Origin of the sequence: Streptomyces sp. NPDC006476, assembly GCF_040612015.1 — a bacterium.
Lineage (GTDB): Bacteria > Actinomycetota > Actinomycetes > Streptomycetales > Streptomycetaceae > Streptomyces > Streptomyces griseorubiginosus_B.
Window position 1 is genome coordinate 44,819 of record NZ_JBEXPK010000009.1, and the last position, 23,939, is coordinate 68,757.

General features: G+C 71.8%; 17 protein-coding genes and 1 pseudogene. 11 read left to right on the forward strand and 7 right to left on the reverse strand.

From position 1 onward, the window contains the following. The first annotated feature begins 13 nt into the window (after positions 1-13). Entirely contained in the window at positions 14-1,249 is a 1,236-nt protein-coding gene (locus tag ABZZ74_RS12255; RefSeq protein ID WP_356763845.1) for a DUF4032 domain-containing protein, read from the forward strand. A 1-nt stretch (position 1,250) separates the two neighbouring features. On the opposite strand, the gene ABZZ74_RS12260 is transcribed toward ABZZ74_RS12255, so the two are convergent. Continuing rightward, the gene (locus ABZZ74_RS12260; RefSeq protein ID WP_356763847.1) at positions 1,251-2,123 is read right to left on the reverse strand and encodes a universal stress protein; all 873 of its coding nucleotides are present in this window, start codon (positions 2,121-2,123) and stop codon (positions 1,251-1,253) included. Positions 2,124-2,183: 60 nt separating this feature from the next. Between ABZZ74_RS12260 and ABZZ74_RS12265 the strand changes: the two genes are divergently transcribed. After that, positions 2,184-2,540: a VOC family protein gene (locus tag ABZZ74_RS12265; protein WP_356763849.1), complete on the forward strand. Its 357-nt coding sequence runs from the start codon at positions 2,184-2,186 to the stop codon at positions 2,538-2,540. A 24-nt stretch (positions 2,541-2,564) separates the two neighbouring features. On the opposite strand, the gene ABZZ74_RS12270 is transcribed toward ABZZ74_RS12265, so the two are convergent. Next, positions 2,565-3,497, reverse strand: a complete 933-nt coding sequence (locus tag ABZZ74_RS12270) for an SDR family oxidoreductase (RefSeq protein ID WP_356763851.1) — start codon at positions 3,495-3,497, stop codon at positions 2,565-2,567. Between the two features lie 140 nt (positions 3,498-3,637). Here ABZZ74_RS12270 and ABZZ74_RS12275 point away from each other — a divergent pair, with 140 nt between their 5' ends. The 5 genes from ABZZ74_RS12275 to ABZZ74_RS12295 all read left to right on the forward strand — a co-directional run bounded on the left by ABZZ74_RS12275 (position 3,638) and on the right by ABZZ74_RS12295 (position 10,893). Beyond that, positions 3,638-4,231 carry a helix-turn-helix domain-containing protein gene (locus ABZZ74_RS12275; RefSeq protein ID WP_356763853.1) on the forward strand — a complete coding sequence of 198 codons (594 nt, stop codon included), beginning with the start codon at positions 3,638-3,640 and terminating at the stop codon, positions 4,229-4,231. 136 nt (positions 4,232-4,367) lie between these two features. Further along, positions 4,368-6,044, forward strand: a complete 1,677-nt coding sequence (locus ABZZ74_RS12280; protein WP_356763855.1) for an FAD-dependent oxidoreductase — start codon at positions 4,368-4,370, stop codon at positions 6,042-6,044. Next, positions 6,041-7,498, forward strand: coding sequence for an ATP-binding protein (locus ABZZ74_RS12285; RefSeq protein ID WP_356763857.1), 1,458 nt, complete (start codon positions 6,041-6,043; stop codon positions 7,496-7,498). Before ABZZ74_RS12280 ends, ABZZ74_RS12285 begins: the two co-directional genes overlap by 4 nt. Then, positions 7,495-7,848: a UBP-type zinc finger domain-containing protein gene (locus tag ABZZ74_RS12290; protein ID WP_356763859.1), complete on the forward strand. Its 354-nt coding sequence runs from the start codon at positions 7,495-7,497 to the stop codon at positions 7,846-7,848. The genes ABZZ74_RS12285 and ABZZ74_RS12290 overlap by 4 nt, the downstream gene beginning before the upstream one ends. Positions 7,849-7,938: 90 nt before the next feature. Then, positions 7,939-10,893 (forward strand): AAA family ATPase, encoded by a 2,955-nt coding sequence (locus tag ABZZ74_RS12295; RefSeq protein WP_356763861.1) that lies wholly within the window; start codon positions 7,939-7,941, stop codon positions 10,891-10,893. A 13-nt stretch (positions 10,894-10,906) separates the two neighbouring features. Here ABZZ74_RS12295 and ABZZ74_RS12300 read toward each other — a convergent pair whose 3' ends face one another. From ABZZ74_RS12300 to ABZZ74_RS12315, 4 genes are read right to left on the reverse strand one after another with little or no spacing between them, the layout of a single operon-like run. Further along, positions 10,907-12,145 carry an SGNH/GDSL hydrolase family protein gene (locus tag ABZZ74_RS12300; RefSeq protein WP_356763863.1) on the reverse strand — a complete coding sequence of 413 codons (1,239 nt, stop codon included), beginning with the start codon at positions 12,143-12,145 and terminating at the stop codon, positions 10,907-10,909. Next, a complete protein-coding gene (locus ABZZ74_RS12305; protein ID WP_356763865.1) occupies positions 12,142-14,505 on the reverse strand; it encodes a glycoside hydrolase N-terminal domain-containing protein in 2,364 nt (787 codons plus the stop codon). Before ABZZ74_RS12305 ends, ABZZ74_RS12300 begins: the two co-directional genes overlap by 4 nt. Positions 14,506-14,525: 20 nt before the next feature. Then, complete coding sequence (locus ABZZ74_RS12310; protein WP_356763867.1) at positions 14,526-16,322, reverse strand: CBM35 domain-containing protein; 1,797 nt, start codon at positions 16,320-16,322, stop codon at positions 14,526-14,528. 26 nt (positions 16,323-16,348) lie between these two features. Further along, positions 16,349-17,536 (reverse strand): ROK family transcriptional regulator, encoded by a 1,188-nt coding sequence (locus ABZZ74_RS12315; RefSeq protein WP_356763869.1) that lies wholly within the window; start codon positions 17,534-17,536, stop codon positions 16,349-16,351. A 95-nt stretch (positions 17,537-17,631) separates the two neighbouring features. Between ABZZ74_RS12315 and ABZZ74_RS12320 the strand changes: the two genes are divergently transcribed. Continuing rightward, positions 17,632-18,366, forward strand: a complete 735-nt coding sequence (locus ABZZ74_RS12320; protein ID WP_356763871.1) for a hypothetical protein — start codon at positions 17,632-17,634, stop codon at positions 18,364-18,366. Between the two features lie 18 nt (positions 18,367-18,384). On the opposite strand, the gene ABZZ74_RS12325 is transcribed toward ABZZ74_RS12320, so the two are convergent. Then, positions 18,385-20,193 (reverse strand): M4 family metallopeptidase, encoded by a 1,809-nt coding sequence (locus tag ABZZ74_RS12325; RefSeq protein WP_356763873.1) that lies wholly within the window; start codon positions 20,191-20,193, stop codon positions 18,385-18,387. 247 nt (positions 20,194-20,440) lie between these two features. On the opposite strand from ABZZ74_RS12325, the gene ABZZ74_RS12330 reads away from it, so the two are divergent. The 3 genes and pseudogenes from ABZZ74_RS12330 to ABZZ74_RS12340 all read left to right on the forward strand — a co-directional run bounded on the left by ABZZ74_RS12330 (position 20,441) and on the right by ABZZ74_RS12340 (position 23,818). Beyond that, positions 20,441-21,643 (forward strand): serine hydrolase domain-containing protein, encoded by a 1,203-nt coding sequence (locus ABZZ74_RS12330; protein ID WP_356763875.1) that lies wholly within the window; start codon positions 20,441-20,443, stop codon positions 21,641-21,643. A gap of 90 nt (positions 21,644-21,733) precedes the next feature. After that, positions 21,734-23,076, forward strand: a pseudogene (locus ABZZ74_RS12335) (CAP domain-containing protein). A 64-nt stretch (positions 23,077-23,140) separates the two neighbouring features. Continuing rightward, the gene (locus ABZZ74_RS12340; RefSeq protein ID WP_356763877.1) at positions 23,141-23,818 is read left to right on the forward strand and encodes an AIM24 family protein; all 678 of its coding nucleotides are present in this window, start codon (positions 23,141-23,143) and stop codon (positions 23,816-23,818) included. Positions 23,819-23,939: the final 121 nt, after the last annotated feature.

Below are 23,939 nucleotides of genomic sequence, written 5' to 3' on the forward strand. Positions count from 1 at the left end.
GGACACGTACCTCATGGCACTGCAGATCAGCGCGACGAACCCGGAGCACCCCGCGCTCCTGCTGGAACTGCCGTGGCAGCTGCCCCTGGAGGAGTGGCCGGAGGAGTACCTGGTCCCGCTGCCGCGCGGCATCTCCCGGCACGTGGTGCGCTACGCCCGCGCCGGCGACGAGGTGATCGCCGTCAAGGAGCTCGCCGAACGCCCCGCCCTGCGCGAGTACGAGCTGCTGCGCGACCTGGACCGGCTCGGCATCCCCGCGGTCGACGCGCTGGCCGTGGTCACCGGCCGCACCGACGGCGCGGGCGACCCGCTGGAGCCCGTGCTCATCACCCGGCATCTGCGCGGCTCGCAGCCGTACCGCTCGATGTTCGAAACGACGATGCGGCCGGCCACCATGCACCGCCTCATGGACGCCCTGGCCGTGCTGCTGGTCCGCCTCCACCTGGCCGGCTTCGCCTGGGGCGACTGCTCCCTGTCCAACACCCTCTTCCGGCGGGACGCCGGCGCCTACGCCGCCTACCTCGTCGACGCCGAGACCGGCGACCTGCACCCCCAGCTCAGCACCGGGCAGCGGGAGTACGACCTCGACCTCGCCCGGGTGAACATCAGCGGCGAGCTGCTGGACCTGGAGGCGTCAGGGGCGCTGCACCCGTCGGTGGACCCGATCGAGTTCGGCATGGAGATCTGCGCCCGCTACCGCGGCCTGTGGGACGAGCTGACCCGCAGCTCCGTCTACCCGGCGGGCAAGTACCACTTCATCGAGCGCCGGATCCGCCGCCTCAACGACCTCGGTTTCGACGTGGCCGAGATGCAGATCGAGCACTCCTCCAACGGCGACACCGTCACCTTCGTCCCCAAGGTCGTCGACGCAGGCCACCACCAGCGCCAACTGCTGCGCCTGACGGGCCTGGACACCGAGGAGAACCAGGCCCGGCGGCTGCTGAACGACCTGGAGAGCTGGATGGCCACCCAGGACGACTACGCCCCGGGCGACCCGCTCGCCGCGCGCCCGGAGGTGCTGGCCCACCGCTGGGTGCGCGACGTCTTCCGGCCGACGGTCCGGGCCGTGCCGCCGGAGCTGCGCGGCGCGATGGACGCGGCCGAGATCTACCACCAGCTGCTCGAACACCGCTGGTACCTGTCCGAGCGGGCGCAGCAGGACATCGGGCTGGACACGGCGGTCCAGGACTACATCGAGAACATCCTGCCCAAGGCCCGAGAGACACTGCAGCCCGCCACCGCCGAGTGACTCAGGCGTGCGGGACCACGGCCACCGGGCAGCCCGCGTGGTGCAGCACCCCGTGCGCCACCGAGCCGATGCGCGCCCCGACGGCCGTACGGTGCGCACGGCGCCCGACGACCATCAGCTGGGCCCGCGCGGCCACCGACAGCAACACCTGCGCGGCACTGCCCATCTCGACGTGCTCGACCACGGGCACGTCCGGGAAGCGCTCCCGCCACGGCGCGACCGCCGCCGCCAGCGCCTTCTTCTCGAACGGCTCCAGTCCGCCCGCCTCGTCGAGGAGATGCATGGAGCCGGGGCTGTAGGCGAACACCGGGGGCAGCGTCCAGGCCCGTACCACCCGCACGCCGGCCCCGCGGGCGGCCGCCGTCTCGAAGGCGAACCGCAGCGCCTCGGCGCTGTCCTCCGCCTCTCCCTGCTGGCCGACGACGATCTCGCGGCCCGCCGCCTCGGCGGTGGGCCGGTCGTCGGCCCGCACCAGCACCACCGGCCGGGCGGTCTCGGCGATGACCTGCTGTCCCACGGATCCGAGCAGGAAGCCGACGACCGGCCCGTAGCCGCGTGAGCCCAGGACCAGCATCTCGGCGTCCGCCGCCGCGGCGACGAGCGTGTCGACCGTCTCGCCCTCCAGCACCTCGGTGCTCACGTCGAGGCCGGTGTGGCGGGCGGTGACGGCCTTGGCCGCCTCGCCCAACGCGTCCCGCACCCACCCCGCCTGCGTCTGCCGGTCCGCCGCGTCGATCGCGTCGTACGGCTCGAACCGCCAGGCCTGCACCACCCGCAGCGCCAGCCCCCGGCGGACCGCCTCCCTGGCCGCCCAGTCCAGCGCGGCCAGGCTCTCCTCGGTTCCGTCGACCCCTGCGGTGATCGGGCGCGTCATGCGGATGCCTCCCAGTGTCGTGGTCACGTCGTCGGCGACAGTCTTCTCTACTCTTGCCCCATGACCTTGGAATGGGAGCAAGTGATCGTGGACGCCGCCGATCCCGTCGCCCTCGGACGGTGGTGGACCGAGGCGCTCGGGTGGGTCGTGGTGAACGACGCGGCCGACGAGTTCGAGATCCGCCCCGAGAAGGACCGTCTGCCGGGGCTGCTGTTCGTGCCGGTGCCGGAGGCCAAGACGATCAAGAACCGGCTGCATCTGGACTTCCGCCCCGACGACCGCGACGCCGAGGTGACCCGGCTGCTGGCACTCGGCGCACGGCACGCGGACGTCGGACAGTCCGGCGACGAGTCGTGGGTGGTTCTGGTGGACCCGGAGGGCAACGAGTTCTGCGTGCTCGGTGCACGCCGGAGCTGAACCGGCCGTCGGGCGGGTTCGCGGTCAGCCGCCTTCGGTGAAGTAGGTGCCCGCCGCGAACTCGTCGAGCAGTCCCGGCCCGGTCGGCTCCCAGCCGAGGACGCTGCGGGTCGTGCGCGTGGACGCCGGGAGGTCACGGGCGATCACCGTGGCCAGGAACGGACCGAAGTGGGACCGCACTTCGTCGAGCGGCACGCTCTTGACGGGCAGTCCGAGGCCGTCGCCGATGCCCTGCGCGATCTCCCGCAGCGGTATCCCCTCGCCCTCGGTCGCGTGCCACCGGGTACCGGCCGGCGCCTTCTCCAGCACCAGCCGGAAGAGACGGGCGACGTCCAGCGTGTGCACGGCCGGCCACCGGTTCGCCCCGTCCCCGGGGTGACCGGCGAAGCCCTTCTGCCGGGCGATGGCGACCAGCATGGTGGTCAGGCCGTGCCGGTCCCGGCTGCTGTGCGTGATGGGCGGGATCCGTACGACTGCGGAGCGCACGCCCCGCTCGGCGAAGCCGACGACGGCGTTCTCGGAATCGGCCCGGGCGCGCGGTGTGCCCGCTTCCTCCGGTGTGCTGGGCGGCGCGGCGTCCTCCTCCGTGAACGGCCGGCCAAGGCCCTCCGGCACCCCCATGCCGGACGCGGTGACCAGCGGTTTGCCGGTGCCGGTCAGCACGTCGCCGAGCGCGTGGACGACGGCGAGTTCCGTGCGGACGGCGGCGGCGAAGTCGGTCGACATCAGGTCGTGCTTGAAGGCAGCGTGGATGACGCCCTCGGACTCCGCGGCGGCCTCCCGCAGACCGTCGAGGTCGTCGAGATCACCGCGGCGCACGGTCGCGCCGAGGGCGGCGACGGCCGCCGCGGAGGTGTCCGAGCGGGCGAGGCCGACGACCTCGTGCCCGGCCGCGAGGAGGTCGGCGACGACGGCCGAACCGATGTGTCCGGACGCGCCGGTGACGAAAACACGCATGGAGGCTCCTGGAAGGGAATGCGAGGAGGTCCGGGGCCGTGATGGCACCCGGTCTCATCACCGTAGCAAGATGATGAGACTTGGTGCCATCACTTCGGGCAGAGTCATGGGACTTGGTCCTGTCGCCTAGGATGGGCCCCATGGCCCGATGGGAACCGAACGCACGCGAACGCCTGGAGCGCGCCGCACTCGCCCTGTTCGTCGAGCGCGGTTACGACGCCACCACCGTCGCCGAGATCGCGGACCGCGCGGGACTGACCAAGAGCACCTTCTTCCGCCACTTCGCCGACAAGCGCGAGGTGGTGTTCGGCGGCCGGGACCAGCTGGCGGACCGTTTCGCCGAGGTGATCCGCGGCGCGCCGCCGCAGACCACCGTCGCCGGATGCCTGACCGCGGCGCTGGAGTCCGTCGCCCGGGTGTTCACCCCGGAACGCCAGGACCTGGCCCGCCAGCGGCGGGCGGTGACCACGGCCCACACCGAGCTCCGGGAACGCGAACTGCTCAAGCTCGCCCGGCTCTCCGAGGCCATCGGCGCCGCGCTGCGCGACCGAGGCGTCGACGACACGACCTCACGCCTGGCCGCCGAGATGGGCGTCCTGGCCTTCACCACGGCCTTCGCCCGCTGGACCGATCCCGGCAACGATCGGCCGTACACCGAGATCGCGCACACAGCCCTGCGCGACCTGCGGGACCGCGCCGGCGCCCTCGGCACCGAGGCCGAAGTGAGCGCCTGAGTCCGGCAGCGGCGGGCGATCTTCACACCGGCTTCTTTATCCCGGAGCGAACCAGGGCGATCGAACATACGATGGGCGGGAGCCGGCGCGGTACGGGGACGCCGTGCCGTCAGTCCGACCTCGGGGTGGGAGACGTATGGCACAGGCGTCCGACGCAGCGCGGACCGTCATCATGACCGTGGACGACGACCCGGGAGTGTCCCGGGCCGTCGCCCGGGACCTGCGGCGCCGCTACGGCGCGTCGTACCGGATCGTCCGCGCGGAGTCCGGCGAGTCCGCGCTGGACGCGCTGCGGGAGCTGAAGCTGCGCGGTGATCTCGTGGCGGTGATCCTGGCGGACTACCGCATGCCGCAGATGAACGGCATCGAGTTCCTGGAGCAGGCGCTCGACGTGTACCCGGGTGCTCGGCGGGTGCTGCTGACCGCGTACGCGGACACGAACGCGGCGATCGACGCGATCAACGTCGTCGATCTCGACCACTATCTGCTCAAGCCGTGGGATCCGCCGGAGGAGAAGCTCTACCCGGTGCTGGACGACCTGCTGGAGGCGTGGCGGTGCAGTGACTTCCGCGCGGTGCCCAGCACCAAGGTCGTCGGCCACCGCTGGTCGGCGCGCTCCTCCGACGTACGGGAGTTCCTGGCCCGCAACCAGGTGCCCTACCGCTGGTACTCGGCGGAGGAGCCCGAGGGGCAGCGGCTGTTGGCGGCGGCCGGCCAGGACGGGCAGCGGCTCCCACTGGTGATCACGGCGGAGGGGGCGACCCTGGTCGAGCCGGAGGCGCCCGAACTGGCCGCGCAGGTGGGGCTCGCGACGACACCGGCCGCGGACTTCTACGACCTCGTCGTCATCGGCGGCGGACCCGCCGGACTGGGGGCCGCCGTGTACGGAGCTTCGGAAGGCCTGCGGACCGTGCTCGTGGAGCGGTCGGCGACCGGCGGGCAGGCCGGGCAGAGTTCCCGGATCGAGAACTACCTCGGCTTCCCCGACGGCGTGTCGGGGGCGCAGCTCACCGACCGGGCCCGCAGGCAGGCCGCGAAGTTCGGCGCCGAGATCCTCACCGCGCGCGAGGTGACGGGACTCGAGGTCAACGGCGGTGCGCGGACCGTACGGTTCTCCGACGGGTCGGCGGTCGCCGCGCACAGCGTGATCCTGGCGACCGGCGTGTCGTACCGGCAGTTGGAGGCACCGGGGTGCACCGACCTGACCGGCTGCGGGGTGTTCTACGGCTCGGCGCTGACCGAGGCGGCCTCCTGCCAGGGGCAGGACGTGTACATCGTCGGTGGCGCCAACTCCGCCGGGCAGGCGGCGATGTACCTGTCGCGCGGCGCCAAGTCGGTGACGCTGCTGGTGCGCGGCGCGGACCTGTCCGCGTCGATGTCGTACTACCTGATCCAGCAGATCAACGAGGCGCCCAACATCTCGGTGCGGGCGCGGACCGTGGTCGAGTCGGCGCACGGCTCCGACCACCTCGAACAGCTCACCCTGCGCGACATGGACACCGGGGAGACCGAACTGGTCGACGCGCAGTGGATGTTCGTGTTCATCGGCGCCGCCCCGCTCACCAACTGGCTGGACGGCACCGTGCTGCGCGACGAGCACGGGTTCATCCTGGCCGGCCCCGACCTGACCGCCGACGGACGGCCGCCGGCGGACTGGGAGCTGGACCGGCCGCCGTACCACCTGGAGACCAACATTCCCGGCGTGTTCGTGGCGGGCGACGCGCGCGCCGAGTCCGCCAAGCGCGTCGCGTCCGCCGTCGGAGAGGGAGCCATGGCCGTGATGCTCGTCCACCGTTATCTGGAGCAGTCGTGAGCGGGCGGCTGCTGCCGTGCAGCCCGCAGGAGATCGGGTCGCTGTTCCTCTTCGAGAAGCTCTCCGCGGAGCAGTTGGGGCAGCTGTGCAGCAAGGGCCGGGTCGAGGGTTTCGACCCCGGGCCCGTCTACACCGAGGGTGACCCCGCCACCTGCTTCTACGTGATGATCGACGGCGCGGTGGTGCTGTCCCGGCGGGTCGGCGACGACGACGTCGAGGTCTCACGGACCTCCCAGCCCGGGGTGTACGCGGGAGCCATGCAGGCGTACCTCGGGGACCGCGTGCGCCAGGTCTACGCCAACTCCATGCGGGTGACCGAGCCCTCGCGGTTCTTCGTGCTGCCCGCGGAGCAGTTCGCGGACTTCATGGCGGCGGAGTTCCCGATGGCGGTCCATCTGCTGGAGGGGCTGTTCTGGGGTTCGAAGAACACCCAGCGTGCCATCGGGCAGCGTGAACGGCTGCTGGCGCTCGGTTCGTTGTCGGCCGGTCTGACCCACGAGCTCAACAACCCGGCCGCGGCGGCCGTGCGGGCCACCGCGACGCTGCGCGAGCGGGTCGGCAAGATGCGGCACAAACTGGCCGTCATCTCCCAGGGCAACTACTCGCCCGAGGTCATGGCCAACCTCATCGACATCCAGGAGCGCACCGCCGAACGCGTCGCCAAGGCACCGACGTTGAGCCCGCTGGAGGCCTCGGACCGGGAGGACGCCCTCAGCGACTGGCTGGACGACCACGACATCCAGGAGGGCTGGCGGATCGCGCCGACCTTCGTGCAGGCGGGCCTGGACGTGGACTGGCTGGACCAGGTCGCGGCCGCGGTGGACGAGGACCTCCTGCCGAACGCGATCGGCTGGCTCAACTACACCGTCGAGACCGAGCTGTTGATGGACGAGATCACCGACTCCACGGCCCGCATCTCGCACCTCGTCGACGCCGCCAAGCAGTACTCCCAGCTCGACCGGGCTCCCTACCAGGTCGTCGACGTGCACGAACTCCTCGACAGCACCCTGCTGATGCTCTCGGGCAAGATCGGGGAGCGGATCAAGGTCGTCAAGGACTACGACCGTACGCTCCCGAAGATCCCGGCCTACCCGGCGGAGCTCAACCAGGTGTGGACCAACGTGATCGACAACGCGGTCGCCGCCATCAACAGCGCGGGCGGCGAGGGCGCGTTGACCGTACGGACAGCGCTGGAGCACGACCAGCTGCTGGTCGAGTTCCGCGACACCGGGCCCGGGGTGCCCCCGGAGATCCGCGACCGCATCTTCGATCCCTTCTTCACCACCAAGCCGGTCGGCGAGGGCACCGGGCTGGGCCTGGACATCTCCTGGCGGATCGTCGTCAACAAGCACCACGGGACCCTGCAGGTGGAGTCGGAGCCGGGCGACACCCGCTTCCAGGTCCTGCTTCCGCTGACGGCGACGACCGACGAGACACCCGAGGAGCCCGCATGACCAGCGCCAACGGAATCGACCCCAGCGTCCCGCCGAGCGGCAGCGGGTGCGTCGAGTGCGACGCGGCGGGCGGCTGGTGGTTCCATCTGCGGCGCTGCGCGCAGTGCGGGCACGTGGGCTGTTGCGACGACTCCCCCGCGAAGCACGCGACCGCGCACTACCGGGAGACCGGGCACCCGGTGATCCGCAGCTTCGAGCCGGGTGAGCAGTGGTTCTGGGACTTCGACAGCTCACAGCTGTACGAGTCGGGCCCCGACCTCGCACCGCCCGTCGCCCACCCCGAGGACCAGCCCGCGCCGGGGCCGGCGGGACGGGTCCCGGCGGACTGGGCGCGGGTGTTGCGGTCCTGACCCCTCCGACGGCCTCGCGCGCCCCCGCACGTCCAGTCCGGCAACCCCTGTCCCAGCCGCGCTGTCAGTGCCGCGTGCCAGGATGGATGCGTGTCTGAGAACGCCTTCACCACGCCGCTGATCGGCCGCGACGAAGACCTCGCCCGGCTCGGCGAGGTGCTGGAGCGCGCCCGCCGGGGCGAGGCGGGGGCGGTGCTGGTGGCGGGGGACGCCGGGGTCGGCAAGACACGGCTGCTGGACGAGGTCGCCGGGCGGGCGTCGGCGGCCGGCATGGCCGTGCTCACCGGCCACTGTGTGGACCTCGGTGACGTGGGGCTGCCGTATCTGCCGTTCACGGAGATCCTCGGTCTGCTGGCGGGCGACGAGCGGTGCGCCGAGGTGCTGGCCGCGCATCCCGGGGTGGACCGGCTGCTCGGCGCGGGGACGGACGCCTCGGCGGACGCGGGCGGTCGGCTGCGGCTCTTCGAGGGCATGGCCGGACTGCTGGCCGACCTCTCCGACCGCGTGCCACTGCTGCTGATCCTGGAGGACCTGCACTGGGCGGACCAGTCCTCCCGTGACCTGCTGCGGTTCCTGCTGAGCCGAGGCATCCTCCAGCGCCCGGCGGGCGGCGCCCCGGCCCACCGTCTCGCCGTCCTCGCGTCCTACCGCGCTGACGACCTGCACCGCCGTCACCCGCTGCGGCCGCTGCTGGCCGAGCTGGTCCGGCTGCCGGCCGTGGAGCGGCTCGAACTGCGGCCCCTGGGCGACGCGGACGTCACTCGCCTGGTGCGGGCCCTGCAGGACCGCCCGCTGCCGGAGGACACGGTCCGCGGGATCGTCGAGCGGGCGGAGGGCAACGCCTTCTACGCGGAGGAACTGCTCGCGGCGACCGACACCGGGGCGGGCGGAGTGCCCAGCGGGCTGGCCGACGTCCTGCTCATCCGGATCGAGCAGCTGTCGGAGACGGCCCAGCGGGTGCTGCGCACGGCCGCCGTCGCCGGGCGGCGGGTGGAGCACGACCTGCTGCGGGAGGCGGTCGGCCTGCCCGAGGACGAGCTGGAGTCGGCGCTGCGCGAGGCGATCGGCCGACAGCTTCTCGTCCCCGGCACCGGCGACACCTACGCCTTCCGCCACGCGCTGGCCCGCGAGGCGGTGTACGCGGACCTGCTCCCCGGTGAGCGGGCCCGGCTGCACGGCGCGTTCGCCCGGCTGCTGTCCGAGTGCGGGCACGGGGCCGAGAGCGCGGCCGAGCGCGCCCACCACTACCGGGAGAGCCACGACCTGGCCGAGGCCCTCGCCGCCTCCCTGGAGGCCGCCGACCACGCCCAGCGCGTGGGCGCGCCCGCCGAGGAGCTACGGCACCTGGAAACCGCCCTCGACCTGTGGGAGGCCGTCGACACGGCGGATCGCCCCGTGGGGGACGGCCTGGACCGGGTGCCGCTGACGCTGCGCGCCTCGGCGGCGGCCAGGCACGCCGGGGAGTCGCACCGGGCCCTGTCCCTCACCCGGTCCGCGCTCGCTCACATCGGTCAGGACGCCGACTCCGATCTGGCCGCCCGCGTCCGCTACACCCTGGCCGGCAACCTGCTGGACGTCGACAGCCTGACCGCCGCGTTCGCCTACAGCAGCGAGGCGCTGGCGCTGATCCCCGCCGAGCCGCCGACCCGGACCTGGGTGTGGGCCGCGGCCACCCATGTTCTGGCGGCCCGCCAGGTCGGGGAGAACGGGACGGCACTGCGGGTGGCCCGGCAGGCGCTGCACGTGGCCGAGGAACTGGGCGTGCGGGACGCACAGGCCGACCTGCTGGTCTCCCTGGCCATCCTGGAGAGCGGCGGCCGCAGCACCCCCGAGGGGCTCGAGCGGCTCAGGGCGGCCCGGGAGCTGGCCCGGCGCTCGGGGAACGCGCCGGTGGAGATGCGCGCCCTGTTCAACCTAGCCATCGGCTGTTTCGAGGCCGGCGACCTCCAGGGGTGTCTGCCCTGGGTGACCGAGGGCCTGGAGCGCGCCCGTCGCGCCGGGCTGCTGTCGTCGCCGTACCCGCTGGAGATGCGCTATCTGCACCTTCTGGTGCTGTACACGCTGGGCCACTGGGACGCGTGTCTGCGGGCCGCGGCGACGGATGCCGCGGTGCTGCCCGCGGCGGGCGGGTACGCGTCCGGGCCCGCGCTGTACGTGTCCCTGGCCCGGGGTGACCTCTCGGCCGCCGAGCGGGCCCGGACGCTGCTGGAGGGGCCCTTCGACTGGATGGGCACGCTGGTCGCCGGCATCGCGCTGACGGAGGCGGCCGTCCTGCGGGGCGACCCGGAGGAGGCGGTGCGGCGGACACGGGAGACGGCGGACGCGCTCGGCGACGGCTCGGGCAGCCGCCCCGACGTGACCGTGCGACTGGCGGCGCTGGCGCTGGGCGCGGTCGCGGACGCGGCGGCCGAGGCGCGGCCGGCCGGTGACGCGCCCGGGCGGTGGAAGGACACCGCGGACGAACTGGTCGAGCTGGCGCGGGGTGTGGCCGGGCACGGGGAGGAGGGGCTGCCGCAGGGCCCGGAGGGCGTGGCGTGGCTGGCGCGGGCCGAGGCGGAGTGGACGCGGGCCGTCTCCGGTCCGGACGCGGCGGCCTGGGAGAAGGCGGTGGCCGCGTTCTCGTACGGGGACGTGTACGAGCGGGTGCGCTGCCAGGTCCGGCTCGTGGAGGCCCTGTTGGCGGCCGAGCGGCGCGCGGAGGCGGCCGACCAGGCCCGCGAGGCGCGGGCGACGGCCGAACACCTCGGCGCGGCGCCGCTGCTTCAGCGGCTCGACGCCCTGATACGCCGCGGCCGTCTCGGCGACGCACCGGCGGACGGCGAGCGGACCTCGCCGCTCACCGCCCGCGAGCAGGACGTGCTGCGGCTGCTCGCGCTCGGCCGCAGCAACCGGCAGATCGGCGAGGAGTTGTTCATCAGCGGCAAGACGGCGAGCGTGCACGTCTCCAACATCCTGGCCAAACTGGGCGCGACGAGCCGTACGGAGGCGGTGGCGATCGCCTACCGGGAGGGTCTCATCGCGCCCGAGCCGACGGCCTCGGGCTGAGGGGCCGCGCGACTCACCCGCGTCCGGTGCAGTCGAGTTTGGTGAAGTCGACGGCGTCGGCCATCGCCTGCATTCCCTTGTCGTTGGGGTGCAGATGGTCACCGCCGTCGAAGAAGGGCAGGATCCGTTCGGTGTCGTAGGGGTTGCGCAGGATGTGGTCGAAGTCGGTGTACGCGTCGAAGTCGCCGCTGGTGCGGATGTAGGCGTTGACCTCCTGGCGTACGGCCTCGCCGGCCGGGTCCCACTCCGACCAGCCCTTGAAGGGGGCGACGGTGGCGCCGACGACGCACTTGCCGGCCGCGTGGACGCGGCTGGCGATCTCGCGGTAGCCGGCGACGAGGTTCTGGGCGGTGACACCGCTGTGGCTCTTGATGTCGTTGACGCCCTCGAAGAGGAAGACGGTGCGCACGCCCGGCTGGGACAGCACGTCGCGCTGCAGACGGTTCAGGGCGCTCTGGCCGGCGCCGTCGGCGAGGACCTGGTTGCCGGAGATCCCCTCGTTGGCGACGCCCCGGATCGCGCTGTGCGTCTTCTCCAGCCGGCGGGCGAGGTAGTCGGGCCAGCGACGGTTGAGGTCGCTGGTGGACTGCCAGCCGTCGGTGATGGAGTCGCCGAGCGCCACGACGGCCGCCGTGCCCACGGGCGGTCGTACGGACACGGAGTCCAGATAGGCCCAGGAGCCGGTCGTCTGCGTCCAGTCGGCCGCCCCCTCCTCCGCGGTGTGGTCGCCCTGGGTGATGTACGAGGTCTGCATGGCCATTCCGTGACCGGTCGCCGGGCCCGCGGCGTCCGGCGAGTGGATGCTGACGGCCAGGTTGGTGGCGGCCGGCAGCCGGCCGGGCAGCGGGTCGCTGAGGGCGACGGCGCCGGCGGGGATGGTGATCGACCGGGCGCCGCCGAAGGTCAGGCGCCGGTTGCTGCCGTGGACCAGTGCGGCGCCGGTCTGCTGGATGCCCGCGTGGACGCTGTCGAAGGTGACGGGGCGGTCCCCGAACGCGTTGGAGAGCCGGACACGCAGGTCGGTGCCGCCGACGCCGGTGTGCACGATCAGCCGGTAGCCGCGGTCGGGCACGGCGTCGCCGATCCGGTCGGCGCTCGCGCCCCAGGTGACGACGTCCCGCCCGTCGGCGGGCGCCCCCACCACCGCGAACGCGGGCTGCCGGCCGGATGCCTCGACCGGTGACGCCTGGAAGGCCCCGGCCAGCAGCAGGAGGGCGGCGAGCCGGACGGCCCGTCTGTGGCGGGCCCTCACCGCGCGAAGTCCTTGATCGTCACGGACCCTCCGGGCGCTACGGTCACGGTCCGGGACGAGCCGCCGAACGCGACCGTCGTCGTACGGCCGCCCACACTGCGGATGCGTGCCTCGGTCGGCCTCCCGCCCTGCCAGCGTAGGTCGACGACGAAGCCGCCGCGCGCCGGGGCTCCGGTGAGCGATCCGGAGGCGGCCCAGGCGTCCGGGAGGGCCGGGAGGAGTTCCAGATGGCCCGGCCGAGAGTACAGCAGCATCTCGGTCACGGCCGCCGGGGTACCGAAGTTGGCGTCGATCTGGAAGATGCCCCGGCCCGGCCTGGTCTCGTAGATGTCGAAGAGGTTGGGCGCGGTGCCGTTGCCGCCGTCCACCGACGGGCGCAGGTTGGTGACGATCAGCTGGTAGGCGTTGTCGGCGTTCTTCAGGCGGGCCCAGCACAGGCTCCGCCAGGCGTTGGCCCAGCCGAAGCTGTTCATGCCGCGCGCGGTCAGCAGGGCGGTGGCGCTGGCCACGACGTCGGACGGGGTGGAGCCGTCGGGGCGGATGCGGTCGCCGGGGAACAGGCCGACCAGCGGCGAGAGATGACGGTGGGTGGTCTCGCCGAGGTTGTCGGGGGACATCCATTCCTCGAGCCAGCCGGTCTTCGGGCTCACCTGGGGAAGGTACAGCTTTTTACGGAGGCCGGAGATGGTTTCCGCGTAGCCGCCGTCCCGCTTCAGCTCGGCCGAGGCCACGCAGTAGTTGCCGAACAGCGCCCACACCAGCTCCTGGGCGTAGGTGATGCCCTTGGCGTCGAGCGGTCCCTGTTCCGGCGACCAGTCGCTGTCGGCGATCAGCACCTCCTTGGAGCTGCCCGGCAGGGTCGTGGTGAGCAGCCGGGCCTCCCAGAACTCGCAGGCGCCCTTGAGCAGCGGGTAGATCTTCTCCAGATGGGCGCGCGAGCGGGTGAACTCGTAGTGCTCCCACAGGGAGTTGCACAGCCAGGCGTTGCCCGCCGGATGCCACCACCAGCCGCCTCCGCCGTAGGGGTTGGTGGAGATGGCGAGGGTCCATCCGGCGTTCTTGCCGCTGGAGTTGCGATAGCGGTTGCGGGGGTCGTCGAACAGCCGGCTGGTCAGATCGGTCCAGGACGGCAGCTGGGCCTCGCAGTAGTCGGTGAGGGCGTCGAAGCAGGCGGACAGGCCCGCCCGGTCGGCCATCCAGTAGTTCATCTGGATGTTGATGTCGGTGTGGTAGTCGCCCATCCAGTCCGGGTCGTTGCCGTCCAGCCACAGCCCCTGGAGCCCCAGGGGAAGGCTGCCGCGCGACCCGGAGATCATCAGATAGCGGCCGAACTGGACGTAGGCGGCCTCGAGTTCGGGGTCGGGTGCGCCGTCGCTCGCCCGGGCCTGCAGCCGCTGCCAGGTGTCGAGGGAACGCTGCTGGGCGGTTGAGGTCCCCAGCGAGAGACCGAACTGTCCGAACAGCGCGTGGTGGTCGGTGACATGGGTGCGCAGCAGGGTGTCCGCGGAGTGCGCGGCGGCGGCGGTGACCTTGGTGCGGGCGAGGCGCCGGGGGTCGAGGGACGGATCGCGATAGCCCTGGGCCGCGTCCGGCGCGTAGTTGGTGCCGCCGCTCACCACCACGGTGAGGTCCTGGCAGCCGGCGAAGGAGATGTGCGAGCCGCTGACGGTGACGCCGCCGCCGGTGCCGTGCGCGGTCACGGCGGCCCCGTACTCGAGGCCGTTGGCGAACGCGGCACCGAAGGAGACCCCGGCGCCCTCGCCGTGCGTGCCCTCCAGCGTGACGGTGCCGGTGTAGCGGCCTCCCCCGCTCTGGGTGAAGTGCAGCACGATCACGTCGTCGGGTCTGCTGGCGAAGAGCTGCCGCTGATAGGTGACTCCCGAGCGGACGTACGACGTCGTCACCACGCCCCGGGCGAGGTCGAGGGTGCGGCGGTAGCCGGAGACGGCGCCGAGGTCGTGGCCGGGGATGTCGACGGTGAGCCGGGCGAGCAGGGTGAGGGAGCCGAAGTGGTCGCGGTCGTAGGGGAACTGGCCGTCGGCGTCGAGGGTGTCGTTGAGGCCGCCGGTCCACATCGTGGCGTCGGTGACGAGCAGGACCTCATGGCCGGGGTCGTTGCTCGCGAGGGCGCCGAGGCGGCCGTTGCCGACCGGGAGCCCCTGTTCGATCATGGAGTTGTCGTCGGCGGGGGCCTGCCACCACAGCTCGTCGTGCGAACTCGTCGTGATCCGGGGTGCGTTGGCGGGCCGTTCGGGTGCGGCCGAGGCGGTGAAGGCGGGCAGTGCCGCCAGGGCGGCTCCGGCGGCGGTGGCGGCGAGCAGGTCGCGTCTGGGAAGCAGGCGGGCGGGATCGGTGTTCACTGCGGCTCCTGGAGGCTGGGTCAGGAAGACTTCGGGACGTCGATCCGGTCGATGTCCGGCGCGTAGCCGGTGCCGCTGTCGAAGGTGATCGTGTTGGAACCGGCCTTGAGGGTCAATGGCACGCTGACCGTCTCGACGGACGCCCAGTCGCCGGTGGAGGGGAACTTGTGGTTCGTCGCGCCGCCGCCGTTGACGGAGACGGCGGCGGAGCGGGCGTCACCGCTGACGTAGGCGATCTTCACTTGGTAGGTGCCGGCCTTGGGGACGACGACGTCGTTGATGGTCAGCTTGCCGCCGAGGTAGAGGTTGCCGACCTTCTTGCCGCCGGAGCAGGCCGAGCAGTCGGCGACGGAGGCGTTGCCGGCGAGGGTGTTGGCGGAGGCCTCGGCCTCGTAGCCGGTCAAGGCGAGCGCGCTGCCGTGCGGGGTGACGGTGAACAGGCGGGAGCCGTGGGCGGGCAGGGCCTCGGTGACCTTGTCCTTGAGGCTGCCGAGGTTCTCATGGTTCCACAGGTCACGGACGGACGCCGTGCCGGTGAAGCCGAGGGAGGCCCAGGATGCGGAGACGGCGGCGGGGCTGTCGGCGAGGTTGAACAGGGCGACGGTGTAGCTGCCGTCGGGGTTCTTCGCGGCCCACACCTGCTGCGGGTCGGACGGGGTGATCGGCCGGGCCGCCGGGGTGGCGCCCTGGTTGAGGGCGATGACTTCCTTGTTGGTCAGCAGGGACAGACCGTAGGAGTCGAGGCGCGTGAGGTCGTCGCCGGTGAAGAGCGGTGACTTGGCGATGGCCCACAGGGTGGCGTAGCTCTGCCGTTCGGCCTTGGTCAGGCCGTCCATCGCGCCGTTGCCGACGTCGAGGGAGTCGAGGTCGTTCCAGCCGCCGGGGCCTGCGTACTTCGTCCAGCCGGGGGTGTCGTCCCAGCGGTCGTCGACGGAGTTCTCCCAGCTGACGAGGGTGTTGCAGTAGCACTCGACGTCGGTGTCGATGCGCCAGCCGTTGGAGTACCTCTTCCAGTCGGCGGCGTGTCCGATGTCCAGGGACCAGGAGAGTTCCAGGTGGATCGGGCGGCCGGTGGCGGCGATGGCCTTGTTCCAGGCGGCCACGTCGGCAACGTTGTCGTACTGGTCACCGCTCTTACCGGAGCCGGGGCCGACGCCGTCGAGCTTGAGGAAGTCATAGCCCCAGCCTGCGATCAACTGGGCCTGGGAGTCGATGTACTTCTGGGTGCAGGGGCGGGAGAAGTCGAGCTTGTAGGAGCTGTCCCAGCCGTTGGTGGTGCGCAGGTCGCCGTAGACGATGTCGGCGGTGGTGCAGCCGTCGGCGTTCCATATCGGCGTCTTCCCGTCGCCGTACGCCTCCTTCTCCAGGCCGGCGGGGAGGTAGATGCCGGCCTTGAGGCCCTTGGCGTGGATGCGGTCGGCGACGGCCTTCATGCCGCTGGGGAAGCGCCCCGGGTCGGCCTTCTGGCGTCCGTACTGGTCGTACTCCGGCTTCCAGGTGGTGTCACGCCACCAGCCGGCGTCGATGTTGACGTAGTCGTAGCCGTACTTCTTCAGCTTGGCGGCCAGGGCGTCGGTCTGCTGGATGACGTTGGCCTCGGTGAGGTAGCTGTAGTCGCCGTCGGGGTTGAGGCCGGGGTACTTGGAGGACTGCATGCTCCAACTCGACCAGCCCATGTAGGGCTTGGCGGCGAGGGTCGGCGCGGTGGTTCCGGCGTGAGCCGCCGGGGCGACGGTGACGGCGCCCGCGGCGAGGGCCAGGACCACCGCGGCTCTCAGGGTGCGTGCGGGCAGGGCGGAGTACGAGGAAGACCTCATGGGTCGTGCCTCCAGGGGGAGTCGGATCAGCGGCTCGGCTGCGGGTGATCTAAGGAGATGAAGGACTGAATGGCGGTGGCGGCGGCTCCGCGGGCCCATTCCTCGAAGGGCAGCGGACGGGTGAGTACGTCGCACTGGGCGGCGGAGCCGAAGGCCGCGGCGGTGAAGGCGTCGCGGATCTGCTCGGCGAAGAGATCGTGGGCGGCGAGGCCCTCGCCGGAGATGATCAAGCGTTCGGGGCCGAGGAGGTTGGCGACGGTGGCGATGCCCCGGCCGATGGCCTCACCGGCCCGCGCGTACACCTCCCGCACGCCCGGCACGTCGCGGTGGGCGAGCGCGACGGCCTCGGTGGCGTCGGCGACCTGCCGGCCGGTGGCGGCGCGGACCTGGCGGACGATCGCGGCCTCCCCCGCGATCGCCTCCACGCAGCCGCGGTTCCCGCAGTGGCAGGCCGGTCCGGCCGGGTCGACGGTGACATGGCCGATCTCGCCGGCCACGCCGTGCGCGCCGGAGACGACCCGTCCGTGCACCACCAGACCGCAGCCGATTCCGGCGCCGACGGTCACCACGGCGAAGTCGGACAGGCCCACGCCCTCGCCGAACCACTGCTCGGCCACGGTCAGGGCCCGTACGTCGTTGTCGACGGTGACCGGCAACCCGCAGGTCATGGCGGCGAGTTCGGCGAGCGGGACGTCCCGCCACTCCAGGAACGGCGAGTAGCGTACGACGCCCTCGGCACGGTCCACATCACCGGAGACGGCGATCCCGAGGCCCTGCACGGTTGAGCCCAACTCGTCGGCGGACAGCAGCAGTTCGTCGACGAGACGTGCGATGTCGGCGAGCACGGACCTGGTGTCGCGGTCGGCCAGCGGCAGACGGCGGTCGGCACGGACACGGCAGCACAGGTCGGTGAGGACGGCGATGATCTCGCCGCCGGTCACCTTGACCCCGAGGAACAACGCCCGTCCACCGTCGACCCGCACCGGGTTGGCGGGCCGGCCGAGCGTCGGCCTGTCCTCGTCCGCCGCGTCCTCCACCAAGTACCCGGCCTCGATCAGGGGCTTGACCGCCTTGGTGACGGCGGCCGGCGACAGCCCCGCCCGCCGGGCCACCTCCAGCCGGGTGAGCGGCCCATGGGACAGGACCGTGGTGAAGATCTGCGAGGCGGCCGGCGTGTTCGCCGGGAACGTCTCGACACGAGGGGTCGGGCGCATGACCGGGAAACTAGAGGGCTTCTTTTCCGCCGTCAATAAAAGAAGCAGGATTCGTCTGTGGCCCCACTGTCAGACCCGGCGGGCACAATCGCCGCATGACGACGATCAATTGGGGCGAGCTGACCCACGCCTACGGCAGCGCCGAGGACATCCCCGGACTGTTCGCGCAGCTCGGCGGGCCGGAGGACGACAGAGTGTGGACGGATCTGTGGTCCGCACTGTGCCATCAGGGGTCGGTGTACGAGGCGAGTTGGGCGGCCATGCCGGTGCTGGCGGACATCGCTCTCGGGAGGGCCCCGGGCGAACCGATACAGGCGGTGCTCATGGCCGGCCTGATCACCACGGACCCGGACCCCGAGCGCCGGGAGCGGTACGCCCCCCAGATCGCCGAACTGCTGGGGGTGGCACGCGCGTTGCTCGCCACCCCGGGGACCGGTGACTTCGTGTACCTGCAGATGGCCGTCCTGGCCTTCGAGGACGCCGGTGTGTGGGCGGAGGCACTGGAGGGCGTGGTCAACGAGGAGTACGAGCTTCAGTGCCCGGAGTGCGAGGACGACCTGTTCGTCGCCTTCGGTTCCTACGGCTACTTCTCCGTGGCCGGCGACTACGTGACGGGGCCGGGCGCGGAGGACACGGAAGGGCGGGCGGAGCTGACACCCATTGCCCCGGACCGCCTCGACGGCATCGGCGCGCGCCTGCACCGCGAGGCCGTGGCGGCAGGGCAGCACGAGGTCGCGCACGCGCTGACGTACGTCTTCGGCAGAGCCCACTGCCCCTCCTGCGACGCCGGGTTCACGGTGTCGCAGGAAGTGGAGAGGCAGTGGGTCTGAGCACCTCCGGCGTCGGCGTCAGTGCCGGTCGGCCGGCGTGTTGGCCTGGCTGACGTTGACGGCGGCCCAGGCCTGGTCCACCGTCCGGTACTCGACGCCGGTCGCCCCGTAGAGGTCCTTGGCCGCCTTCAGCGTCGCGACACGCGCGTCGTGGAAGTCGGTGGTGGAGACCATGTAGCGGGTCAGCGCACGGTAGAAGATCGCCGTGGCCTTGGCGCGGCCGATGCCCTTGACGGTCGAGCCGTCGTAGGTCGGCGAGTCGTACCTGACGCCGCCGATCGTCTTCTGGCCACTGCCCTCGGCGAGCAGGTAGTACGCGTGCGAGGAGACGCCGGAGCCGGCGTGCACCTCCGCGTCGTACACCTCGGGCTGCCAGTAGTCCACCGTGCCCTCGAGCCGGTCGAGGGAGGGGTGGTCGAGGCGGCGCAGGAACTTCTGCGCGAGGCCCAGCTTCTCGCCGATGAGGTAGTCCGGCGCGTCCTTCGGGTTGTTGGTGAAGAACTCGACGTTCGAGCCGAAGATGTCCGCCAGGGACTCGTTCAGCGAGCCGGGCTCGCCGTACTGGTTGCCGTCCGCGTCGACCCGGGTGGGCTCCAGCTTGGCGGTGGCGTCCACCACGCCGTGGGTCAGCTCGTGCCCCGTGACGTCCAGCACGACGAGCGGCTTCTTGAACATGTCGCCGTCACCGTCGCCGTACAGCATGCAGCCGCAGTCGGAGTCCCAGAAGGCGTTGGCCACCTTGCTGCCCCAGTGGACCATGCCCTTGGCGGGCTTGCTGTTGTTCGCGATGCCCTTGCGGCCGAAGGTCTTCTTGTAGAAGTCCAGCGTCTTGGTGATGCCGTACTGGGCGTCCGCGGCGGCGCTGTTGCGGCTGGACGTGGCGCCGTTGCCGAAGACGTCGTTGCTGGTGGTGATCTGCTTGCCGCGGGCGAAGCTCTCCGTGTAGCTGCCCTTGGCGTCCCGGGTCTCGGTGCCGTACCGCGTCGGGTCCTTCAGCACGAACGTCCTGATCGCCGTCTGCGTCGTGGTCAGCGGGACCGGGCCGACGAAGAGGGACTTGCCGGTGCCCTTGGCCGTGCGCGGGTAGTGCACGGCGGCCGCCGCGGACGACGAGGCCGCCACGGAGGCGAGCGAGGCGCTCCGCGCGCCGATGCCGGTGGCGGGGTCGGCGATCTCACCGCGCTCGCGCAGGGTGTCGAGCAGCTCGGGCGAGAGGAACTCGTCGTTGTTCGGCGTGTTGCTGCGCACCTTGCCGGTGACGGCGTCGATGACGACGGTCCGGGCCCCGGCACCCTCGGTGGTGCCGCTGTCGGTGACCGTGACCTGGTAGGCGAGGGCGGACGCGCCGTCGCGGGCGTCCACGACGAGGCGGGCGGTGCCGGCGTCGCCCTTGGCCACCGACGCGGCCTTCCGCTCGGCCTCGTCGGCCGAGAGCTTGGCGGCACTGGCCGCGGCGGGCCTGACGGTGTGGTCGGCGGCCCGGGTGACCCCGGTGTACGACAGCTGCCGGTTCAGGTGAACGACGAGGTCGCCGCCGAGGACCGTCATGCCCCGGTGGGTCCGGGTGAACCGGACGTGCCGCGCTCCCTCGGGGTCGATCATGACGTCCTGGGCGTGCAGTTCGTCGCCCTGGGAGACGCCGGTCGCGGCGGCGTGGGCGAAGGCGGCGGCGCGGGCCGCCGACACCACGGACGCGGCCGAGGTCGTGGCGGCTGCAGCATGGGCTGTCCCCGTGTCCGGGCCCGCGAAGGCGGTGCCCGCAAGGCCCGTGGCGGCAGTCGTCACGGCGACGGCGACCGCCACGCTGCGTATGTGCGGTCTACGCACTGATAAGGGTTCCTTCCTTCCAGAGCGGCCGCTTTCGCCAACCGCCCTGACGCATGGCCTGGTTGTCCGCCATGGGGGCTGGTCGGGCCCCAGTTCGAAACCCTTATGGACGAGTCATGTCCATGTAAAGCCCAAATCATGGGATTCCGTGCAAAGCAGGGCAATACTTTGCCAATCCCCATCACTCGGTGATCGAGGAGTCACCAACTGTGTGCCAGTGGTGGAGATGTGACGGGACGGAAGAAGGTTGCCCCACGTGAATGTGACTCATCTCGCATCCAGGGCCACGGCCCTGGGCGCGGTCGCGCTCTGCCTGCTCACGGCGCCCGCGCACGCCGCCACGCCCGCGCGCCCCGACGTCACGGGTGTCGACACGGCCCTGCGTACCGCGCTGAGACAGGGCGCGCCCGGCGCGATCGCGCGGATCGACGACGACGGCACGGTCCGGCAACTCGCCGTCGGCGTCGCCGACCGGCGGAGCGGACGGGCCATCAGCAACGCGGACCGGTTCCGTATCGGCAGCGTCACCAAGGTCTTCTCGGCGGTCGTGCTGCTCCAACTGGCCGACGAGAAGAAGCTGGAGCTGGACGCCCCGGTCGACCGTTATCTGCCGGGCCTGCTGCCCGACCGCCGCATCACGGTACGGCAGGTGCTGGGCCACCGCAGCGGCCTGTACGACTACACCAACGACATGTTCGCGAAGTCGGTCTCCGGCTTCGAGGCCGTGCGCACCAAGGTCTTCAGCTACCGCCAGCTCGTGGACCGCTCACTGCGGCACGCCCGCACCAACGCGCCGGGGACCGCGTACGCGTACTCCAACACCAACTTCGTCGTCGCGGGGATGCTCATCGAGAAGCTGACCGGTCACTCCGTGCGCACCGAGTACGAGAACCGCATCATCAAGCCGCTTCAGCTGCGCGACACGTTCTACGCGCACCCCGGCACGACCATCCCCGGCAGACACACGAACGGTTATCTCACCCCGGACACGGCGGGCGCGCCCCTGGTGGACGCGACCGAGCAGACCGTCTCCTGGGCGCAGAGCGCGGGCGCGCTCATCTCCAGCACCCGCGACCTCGACGCCTTCCTGTCGGCTCTGCTCCGCGGCCGTCTCACCTCGGCCGCCCAGCTGCGTCAGATGGAGCACATGCTCCCGGTCGACAGCACCCAGGCGTACGGCCTCGGCCTGCGCCGCCGCGACCTGTCCTGCGGCGTCTCGGTGTACGGCCACACGGGCGCCGTCCAGGGCTACTACACGTACGCCTTCGCCACCAAGGACGGCCGGCGCACTCTCACGGCCCTGGTCAACACCTCCAACAACGGCGCCGTGCACAACACGATGCTGGGCACCCTGGAGTCGGCGTTCTGCGGCAAGCCGGCCAAGGTGCGGCGGGGTGCGGCGGTCCTGGAACGCCAGCAGGACGCCGTCCCGGGGCTCGCCCGGCAGTGACCGCCCGGCGGGGAACCCTCCCGTCCCGGTGGGCGTTGCCCCGATGAGCCCCTCCTTCGGGGCCGAGGACGACGACACCGGGGCGGTGACATGAGCGAATTGGTCCCCGGGGGCAACATGCCCCTCCCGGGCGGCGCAGTGACCGTCCGGGTCCCCGGCCCCTTCGACGTCTCCGCGCTCATCACGGACGACGGCGGCAGAGTCCACGGCGACGCCGACTTCGTGTTCTACAACCAGCCCTCCGCTCCCGGCGCCCGCCTCGACGGCGACACGCTCACCGTCGACCCGGCGAGGCTGCGCGCCGGAGCCACCCGCGTCACGGTAGTGGTCAGCCCGGCCGACCCCGGCACCCCCCTGGGCCGGCTCCCGGCACCCACCCTCCACCTGGGCGGCCCCGGAGCCCGCCCCCTGGCCCGCTTCACCCCGCCCCCGCCCCGCCAGGAGACGGTGCTGCTGCTCGCGGAGCTCTACCGGCGGGGCGGCGGCTGGAAGCTGCGCGCCCTGGGGCAGGGGTACGCGGACGGACTCGCCGGGATCGCACGGGACTTCGGGGTCGACGTGACCGACGACGGGACGACCGCGGCGCCGCCCGTCGCCTCCGTACCGCCGCCCTCCCCCACGCGCGCCACGCCGTCAGCCCCCTTCCCATCACCCCGCTCCTCCCCCGCCCCCGACGGCTGGCTCACCCTCGTCAACTCCGCCCGCACCGCGGCCGGTTGCCCGCCCGTCTCCCCTGATCCCCGCCTCGCCACCGCCGCGCACGCCCACACCGCCGCCATGGCCGCCGCGGGGCGGCTCGGAGTCGAGGGGCCTGACGGCGTCTCGCTGTACCAGCGAGTGACGGCGGCCGGATACGCGTACATCACGGTCGGCGAGCACCTGGTCTCCGGCCCGCGCACCGCCTCCGAGTTCATCGACTAGTGCTGGGCGACGAACAGTCCCGCCGCACCCTGCTCGACCCGGCCTTCACCCACGCGAGCGTCGAACACGCCCGCTCCGGCGACACCTTCTGGACCGCCGTGTGGGCGAGGCCCTTCACGCCCAGCGACCTGACACGCACGGCAACGCAGGTCGTCGAACTCACCAACCGCGAGCGCGCCCGGACAGGCCTGCCTCCCCTGGCCGTCGATCCCGTCCTGACCTCAGCGGCGCAGGCGCACAGCGCCGACATGGTGGCCCGTGCCTTCTACTCCCACACCTCTCCGGAGGGACGTCAGCCCTGGGACCGGGCGGCCTCCGCGGGCTCCACCCGCCGGACGATCGGCGAGAACATAGCGTGCGGTCAGCGTTCCCCCGCCGAGGTCGTGGACGGCTGGATGAACAGCCCGGGCCACCGCGCCAACATCCTCAAGCCCGATTTCACCCACATCGGCGTCGGGTTCGCCGGTGGCGGCCCCAAGGGGACGTACTGGACACAGCTCTTCGGGGCCTGACCACCGGAAAACCGTGACGGTCGTGATCTTGGCGGAATGAATCGCTCCGGGACAGGATGCCCGCATGAAGGGTTCCCTCTTTTCCAGCGAGCACATGGTCCAGCCGGCGACCCAGGCGGGTATGTCGGTCGAGAACGCCAAGTGCATCAAGTACGCGGTCAACGGCGAGATGCTCGCCCGTCAGGGCGCGATGATCGCCTACCGCGGCAACCTCCAGTTCGAGCGCAAGGGCCAGGGCGTCGGCGGCATGCTCAAGCGCGCGGTCACCGGTGAGGGACTGCCGCTGATGTCGGTGCGCGGGCAGGGTGAGGCGTGGTTCGCGCACGAGGCGCAGAACTGCTTCATCGTGGACGTGGACCCCGGCGACGAGTTCACCGTCAACGGCCGCAACGTCCTGTGCTTCGACGCCTCCCTGTCGTACCGGATCGCGACCGTCAAGGGCGCGGGCATAGCCGGTGGCGGCCTGTTCAACAGCGTCTTCACCGGGCAGGGCAGGCTGGGCCTGGTGTGCGAGGGCAACCCGCTGGTCATCCCGGTCTCTCCGCAGTACCCGGTGTACGTCGACACGGACGCGGTGGTCGGCTGGACGGCCGGTCTGCAGACCTCCTTGCACCGTTCGCAGTCCATCGGCTCGATGCTGCGCGGCGGCTCGGGCGAGGCGGTCCAGCTGATGCTGCAGGGAGACGGCTGTGTGATCGTACGGCCGAGCGAGGCGACGCCACAGAAGGCCCAGCAGCACTGAGTTCCGCGCCGAGGGGGAGTTACCGGCGGGAACATATGCCGCCCTGAATTGGGGTCAGGCGTAGGGAACTTCCGGAATTCCCCCAACAGCGCGTGAACAAATAGGGGCGCACGCCGGTGAG